This is a genomic window from Candidatus Cloacimonadota bacterium (assembly GCA_020532355.1).
Lineage (GTDB): Bacteria > Cloacimonadota > Cloacimonadia > Cloacimonadales > Cloacimonadaceae > UBA5456.
In genome coordinates, this window is sequence record JAJBBD010000193.1 from 1 (window position 1) to 2,841 (window position 2,841).

Genomic DNA, 2,841 nt, shown 5'->3' on the forward strand with positions numbered 1-2,841 from the left:
ACCAACTTTCAATAAAATAATAGACTTAGCTGTGGGTTATGTTCAATCCGAGATGCTTGTGTCAGCTGCATTAAATCATAGCCTTGATTTATCTGATTGTACTTTTTACATAGACACGAGAATGACTCTGTAGTAACAACTCACTTTCAGATTTCAGCATAATACCCAGGTAAACCGGTTCCGACACAAATTTGGCCGTAAAGTTCTATATATTTGCCAAAATGTGCCCCAGATGGACTCTATGCGGGCAAATATTAACGCATAAATATTTACACAAGACGATAAACGCCCCTTTCTCCGATTCTTAGGCACACCTGTAGTGTAATTGTTAATTCTCTTTACATTGATTGCAAGTGCAAGCAGCGTGAACCACAGCTTATGTCTGTATAGTCCTCTGAGCCTTGACTTTCCAGCTCTTGTCCTGTACTTGAACTGGCGTATGGTCGCCTCTACGCCACTTCTTAGAGCCTTCCGTTTTTTAGGCACTGTTTTTATGTAAGATAGTCTCAAACGCTTAGATATGTCTTTGTCACTCATGTAATAGGCATACTTCTTAACTGTCTTGAGCCATTTGAGCTTACAGGTTGCTAAATGTTCACATTCTTTACAGATAGAAGGATCGAATAATGCCTTGTGGCTTTTCTTTAGCCTGATGCATTTTACTCTTTGCTTTCCGACGCAGGTCACATAGTACGAATCGTCACATTTCTCAACAAACATACGACCCTCCGACTTAGCCCCTTTTATTCCTGTTTGAACGCTATTGATGGAGTATTGCTCCAATTTTTCGTCCAAAGCAGGACCACCGTATCCGCCATCATAATGGATCTCTTCGAGTTCGGTAAGTCTATCTTTTACAAGATCATCCATAGCGTCTAACAGCATCTTCCCATCAAAAACATTGTTTTGGCATAAAGTGGTGTCGCAGATTAAGTTCAGCTCTGCTTCAGGATCAGCGGTCTCAACTACGTTGCCCACAAAACCCAAGTTATTAACGCCTGATTTGTAGCGTAGTGTCGCTTCAGGATCATCAATGGCTCTGATATCGTTGCTAGTCTTATCGTCAGACGACTTTTTGCTGATTTTGGGCTCATCATCATCACCTGGCTCTACGATAAATTGCTCTTCGAAGATGCGCATAAGCATCTGCCATTCTGCTTTATTTACGTACTTGTCGCCAAAATGGTTGATTATAGAAAGGTAACATTGCCCAACCTTCTGGAACTCATCTTTTACATCATCCGTTTTGAGCATGCTCACATAGTTATCTGCATCATATTTAATATAGTTAGGGTTTAATCCAAAGATATACTCCTGATCTGCTACGTCAATGACTCTATACAATCTCTTAACTGCTTCTATCTGTAGCTGTAATCTATTGTATGCGCATACATTAGTATGAATCTGAGTAGAATCAGTACGGGCAATCTTGGTGTTTACCATAAAAGATTCTATCTGGCTCTGAACTAAACGATTAAATTCCAGATTGAATAAATCTATGCCTGTCTTATCCTGGTACACCCTCAGAGATTGAATAAAATTGGTGATAGTTCGCAGTGAAACAGTGGATTCACCCATGGGTATGCCACAGGCATGCAGCAAGCCTATATGCAAAGACATGCTTTCTTCTAATTCTCGAAAAGTCCAATCAAACAACTCCTTGATAGTCAGCAAGGTAACCAACTGGTTGATGGGAGAGTTTGGGCGCCCGGTATGGCTTGGATAAAGAACACTAAAGCTGCTCTCATCTACCTTTTCGAATACCTCTTTGCGCAAGGTTTTCCAGATTGCCATGTGTGATTTTACCTTTTTGGGAAGGTTGAATTCCCAGTCGAATATGTCTATTTGCTTATGTCTGTTATTTGGCTTATGCATTATATATCCTCACTATCGTTATGTGTGCCATAATGATAGGGCTCTTACATCTGTCAAGAACTTTCTTTACTAATTAGATAGATATATTTCTTGTCCTGGTTTAGAGTTTTTGCCACAGAGTCACTTTCTTGATTGCTTTGCAAGCTGAGCCATGTAATTTATCAAACTCGTCTTGTGTCAAACTGCCCTTTAATATCTTCCCGATCATTCGTTTGATGATATCCGAAGCCTTTGATCTCATAGCTTCGTTGCGATCATTACCCATAATACCGTGCATAGTCCTGCAGAAGTCACGATAAGCCGTATTAATGCATGCATCTATACCCAGACATCCTCCCATGGTCATTAGGGCATAAAATCTAAGTGCGTCTTCTTTTCGCAGTTCTTTTCTCATAACTACCTCCGCGAGTCACCTTTCCATGCTTCTTCTTTCTGTCAATATCATCAGAAGCTGAATCTCCGGACTTTCACTCTATTCCTGCCTATATCGTATTCCGAGAAGCGTTCCAGACAACCTGCCAGAGCATCACAGCCATCGATGTAGCCATCAGGATAGGTAAGGAACTGACTTATTAGGGTTGGTGTGTCCTGACCCTCCGGAAAGAGCACCTTGGCTGTCTCGATGATGGTCTCGGTTCTCTCAATGCGTAGGTTCTTGTTATCCTTGTTATCTATGCGCTTGATTCTGTGCGATATCGGTGGAAGATGACTGTCAGTAGCCCACCTGTCGAAGTCGGCAAGGATACGTGATTGACCGTAGGTGGTTTCACATGCTGCCCGGGCTTTCACTCTGTAGATTCTTTCAAGCTCCTGGTAGGCATCATAGTAGTATCTGAAGAACTTGGTATTCTCTGTCTGACGTATCCAGACGTGGATCACAAAGAACCTGTTACCATCGTAGCCTATAGAGATGACAGCCTTGTAACAGCCCTTCTCTCCCCAGGCAGGATCAGCATAGAGCCAGAC

At 42.0% G+C, this 2,841-nt stretch carries 3 protein-coding genes; all 3 read right to left on the reverse strand.

The window, feature by feature from the left end:
• Window positions 1-153: 153 nt before the first annotated feature.
• Window positions 154-1,875 (reverse strand): transposase, encoded by a 1,722-nt coding sequence (locus tag LHW48_06905; GenBank protein MCB5260185.1) that lies wholly within the window; start codon window positions 1,873-1,875, stop codon window positions 154-156.
• Window positions 1,876-1,975: 100 nt separating this feature from the next.
• On the reverse strand, window positions 1,976-2,269 hold the full coding sequence (locus tag LHW48_06910) for a hypothetical protein (GenBank protein ID MCB5260186.1): 294 nt from the start codon (window positions 2,267-2,269) through the stop codon (window positions 1,976-1,978).
• Window positions 2,270-2,319: 50 nt separating this feature from the next.
• The coding region (locus tag LHW48_06915; protein ID MCB5260187.1) for a hypothetical protein at window positions 2,320-2,841 on the reverse strand (522 nt) is incomplete at its 5' end.

Coding starts and splice junctions, on each gene's coding strand:
- LHW48_06905 (MCB5260185.1), bottom strand. CDS start 1,875: ATGCATAAGCCAAATAACAGACATAAGCAAATAGACATATTCGACTGG.
- LHW48_06910 (MCB5260186.1), bottom strand. CDS start 2,269: ATGAGAAAAGAACTGCGAAAAGAAGACGCACTTAGATTTTATGCCCTA.